This is a genomic window from Muribacter muris, assembly GCF_001038205.1.
GTDB classification, from domain to species: domain Bacteria; phylum Pseudomonadota; class Gammaproteobacteria; order Enterobacterales; family Pasteurellaceae; genus Muribacter; species Muribacter muris.
Map to the genome: position 1 here is coordinate 1 of NZ_JWIZ01000018.1, position 3,569 is coordinate 3,569.

General features: G+C 49.4%; 4 protein-coding genes. All 4 read left to right on the plus strand.

Annotation, left to right across the window (positions count from 1 at the left end):
* Positions 1-175 precede the first annotated feature (175 nt).
* Positions 176-526, plus strand: coding sequence for a GPW/gp25 family protein (locus RO21_RS03485; protein WP_047976414.1), 351 nt, complete (start codon positions 176-178; stop codon positions 524-526).
* A gap of 12 nt (positions 527-538) precedes the next feature.
* Entirely contained in the window at positions 539-1,645 is a 1,107-nt protein-coding gene (locus tag RO21_RS03490) for a baseplate assembly protein (RefSeq protein WP_047976415.1), read from the plus strand.
* The gene (locus RO21_RS03495) at positions 1,638-2,204 is read left to right on the plus strand and encodes a phage tail protein (RefSeq protein WP_047976416.1); all 567 of its coding nucleotides are present in this window, start codon (positions 1,638-1,640) and stop codon (positions 2,202-2,204) included. Before RO21_RS03490 ends, RO21_RS03495 begins: the two co-directional genes overlap by 8 nt.
* 64 nt (positions 2,205-2,268) lie before the next feature.
* Positions 2,269-3,569, plus strand: a 1,301-nt coding sequence (locus RO21_RS13100) for a carbohydrate binding domain-containing protein (RefSeq protein WP_047976417.1), incomplete at its 3' end; no start/stop codon positions are given.

A 3,569-nucleotide genomic window follows, 5' to 3' on the forward strand; every position in this document is an offset into this window, starting at 1 on the left:
GTTAATGATCCTGCAAAAATGTACCAGGCAGACGCAGGAAGATCATCGAAAAGTGATCCACTGCATCTTTTGATAATTTAAATATCGTGCTGTAGGTTTGCGGTCCGTAAAACGTATTAAAAATCCTTAAACTAGTTTAAAAGCGGTTTTCAAGCGAAGTTATTATGCTGTCGTTATGAAAACCGATATTCAACACACCCATTGGCAAATTGCTCCAGCTCACCTTGAGGCTGTACAGGGCGAAGACGATTTGCATCAGTGCATTGCCACTATTCTCACCACCCGCAAGGGCTCGGATGTGCTGCGTCCCGATTTCGGCAGCGACCATTTTGACTATCTCGACCAACCTTTTGATATTGCCGTGCCGAATATGGTGCGGGAAATCTTTGTCGCGATTGGCAAATGGGAAAAACGGGTCATTGTACAAAATGTCGTGATTAACGGCACTGCCCCGCATTTTCACTTTCGGATTGAGTGGGTGGTCGCGGAAGATGTGGCGCGTCAAATTTATACCACCGAACTTTAGCAGGAGGCTGAAATGAACCGTTTTGACATTCAAGTCGTTCCCGAAGACGTGAAACAGGTGCTGGCTGACAGCATTGCCCGGTACGAACGGGACACGGGCAAAACCTTGCAACCGGCACAGATTGAACGGCTGATTATCAATGTTTACGCCTTCCGTGAAACCCTGCTGCGTAAGGGGATTAACGAAGCCTTTCGCCAAACCTTTCCGCAAACAGCGACGGGGATTGCGTTGGATTTATGCGGGGAAAGTTTGGGCTGTTATCGTTTGAAAGACAAACCTGCCCGTACGATTTTACGCTTCTCACTGGCAGGCGAACACGCCTCAATTTTAATCCCGAAAGGCACGCAGGTCGCTGTGTCGGACGAACTCTATTTTTCAACCCTTAACGATGATGTGATTACGCCACTGATAAGTTATGTGGATATTGAAGCGGAATGTAACCAACAAGGGGTAGCCGGTAACGGCTGGGAGCTTGGGCGGGTGAATAAGCTGCTGACGCCGCTTAACAGTTCGCATAATGTTGATGTCGCCAACATTGACACCCCAAGCGGGGGCTTGGTGCAGGAAGAAGACGATGACTATCGCAAACGCATTCTTGCCGCACCGGAAGCCTTTAGCACCTGCGGGTCGGTCGCCGCGTATGACTATCACGCCAGAGCCGTTTCGCAAGCGATTGCCGATGTCAATATCTCCACCCCACGGGGTGGCTTAGTGCGCGTTGCGGTGCTGACCAAAACCGGTTTACCCGATGCCCGCTTGTTAAATGATATTCGCCGGCATTTAAGCGGGGAAACCCTGCGTCCGTTGTGTGATACGGTGGAAGTGATTGCCCCGACCCAACGCAATTACACCATTCACGCCCGGCTCACCTTATTAGACGGCTATCGGGAAGACATCGTGATAGCCAAAGCCCGCGAGGCGGTGCAACGCTATTTGTCGGACAAAACGAAGAAGTTGGGCTTAGATATTGTGCCAAGTGCAATTATTTCTGCCCTGCGGGTTGAGGGTGTGTATGACGTTAATCTCGTCAGTCCGGCAAAAACCGTGATAGCCAACACCGAATGGGCAAATTGTATCCGCTTGAATATTGACGTGTTGGAGGCGCGTGCCGATGGCTAAATTGCAGTATGCCGACATTATTGTCAATGACCCGAAATATACCGCCTTGGCTGATTTAAGCCGGCGGATTGACAGCTTAAATCACCATCAAATTATGACCACCTTGGTCGATTTGCTCGGCGATGAGTTTATGCCGTTGTTGGCTGAAAAGTGGAGTGTTACCGGCTATGACGGCGAGTTTTTAGCCTACACCCATCAATCGAAGCGGGCGTTAATTCAAAGTGCGGTCGAACTGCACCGACACAAAGGCACACCGTGGGCGATTCGGGAAGTGTTGCGTAAGTTAGATTTTGGCGAAATTGAGATAGACGAAGGCTTAAAAGCCCGTACATACGAACACACGCAGGTGCAATCCATTCCGGCAAATGAACGTTGGGCGCACTATGCGATTCGGCTGAATAAACCGATTACCAACACTCAAGCGGCACATATCCGCAAAGTATTACGCAATTTTGCACCGGCACGCTGTGTATTAGCGGTGCTCGATTACAAAGCCGTACCGATTTTATATAACAACAAAGTCCGTTATGACGGCAGTTATAACCACGGAGCCGGCTGACAGGCGGTCGGTTGGCGAGGATTTTTTGCAAAAACAGAGACGAAAGCGAGAATAAGAGGACACTATGGCAGGCTTAACCGAACAATCGAAGTGGGAAAATGAGATTTACCGCATCGAAGAAAACGACCCCGTCCACGGCGGCGAAAACGGGATTACCAACAAACCGACCAAACAACTGGCTAACCGTACCCAATATTTAAAGAAAATGCTGGAGGCAGCCGGGCAAAAACTGAACCCCAAAAAGCTGACAGCCACCACCCGCAATGCCGCCGATACGACCGGACACACCCACGAAATTGACCTTGCCAGCACCACAACAAAAGGCTTGGTGCAACTCACCAATGATACAGGGTTGGAGAGTGAAAGTCTGGCTTTGACGGCAAAAGCCGGTAAGAAATTAGCGCAGGACATTGCCCGTGTGCAACAATTAGCGAGTGCCAAATATACCGAACGTGCAGCGACGACTTATCACGCGGGTACAGTACAACTTAATAATACCCTTACCTCAACCGACACCACCCAAGCCCTAACCGCCGCACAGGGCAAGGCGTTAAAAGATGAGCTGGATGCGCTGTCTGTCGGCGGGCGTAATTACCTGCGCAACGGGCGTTTTGAAAATGCGTTAACTCATTGGCAAAATTGGGGAGACTGTACCCGTCTTGTTGAGACGGTAGACAATAAAAAATGGGTACGCTTAATGACTGATAATCTCGAATCTTATCGGGGGATTTCACAAACGGTTGCGACCTTTGAGCGTAATACAAGGTACACGTTATCGTTTAAAGCCTATTCGCGGCGTGAGAATGCCCGGTTACAACTTGCGGTACATCAAATCCCAAATAACAACCCGCAGGTATGGTCAAGCCCGATTGCGATAACCACTACACCGCAAACCTATGTGTGGTCGTTTACCTCCGCGGATTTAGACAATAAAACCGGCTTTCATTTGATGTTGGGCGGGGTGAGTGAGCAGCCGTTTGATATTTATCTGACCGACATTAAGTTTGAAAAAGGACACCGCCGCAGTGATTGGAGTGCTGCCCCTGAAGATGTGATGGACAGCGTCCAAGACTATGTCCGTACGCATTATGTGGCGAAAACGGGCGATACAATGACAGGGGAATTGACGTTGAGTGCCACACAGCCGATGTTGAGATTGCAACGCCCTAGCGGCAGCGGATTTTATTTGGGATTTCCCTCTACGACGTCCAATACTGCGGTGTGGTATGCCCAAAATCACGGCACCGGGCTTTTTTTGTTAGGTAATCAGGTAATGGCGAATAAAGATTTCTATGTCAGCATCCATAAAGCTTACCATGAAGGCATCGTATTACCGGCTCGGCAAGTTAATCTGCGCTCAAATAT

Excerpts from the sequence above, each read along its gene's own strand:
- RO21_RS03485 (WP_047976414.1), top strand. The coding sequence starts at position 176 with ATGAAAACCGATATTCAACACACCCATTGGCAAATTGCTCCAGCTCAC.
- RO21_RS03495 (WP_047976416.1), top strand. The coding sequence starts at position 1,638 with ATGGCTAAATTGCAGTATGCCGACATTATTGTCAATGACCCGAAATAT.
- RO21_RS03490 (WP_047976415.1), top strand. The coding sequence starts at position 539 with ATGAACCGTTTTGACATTCAAGTCGTTCCCGAAGACGTGAAACAGGTG.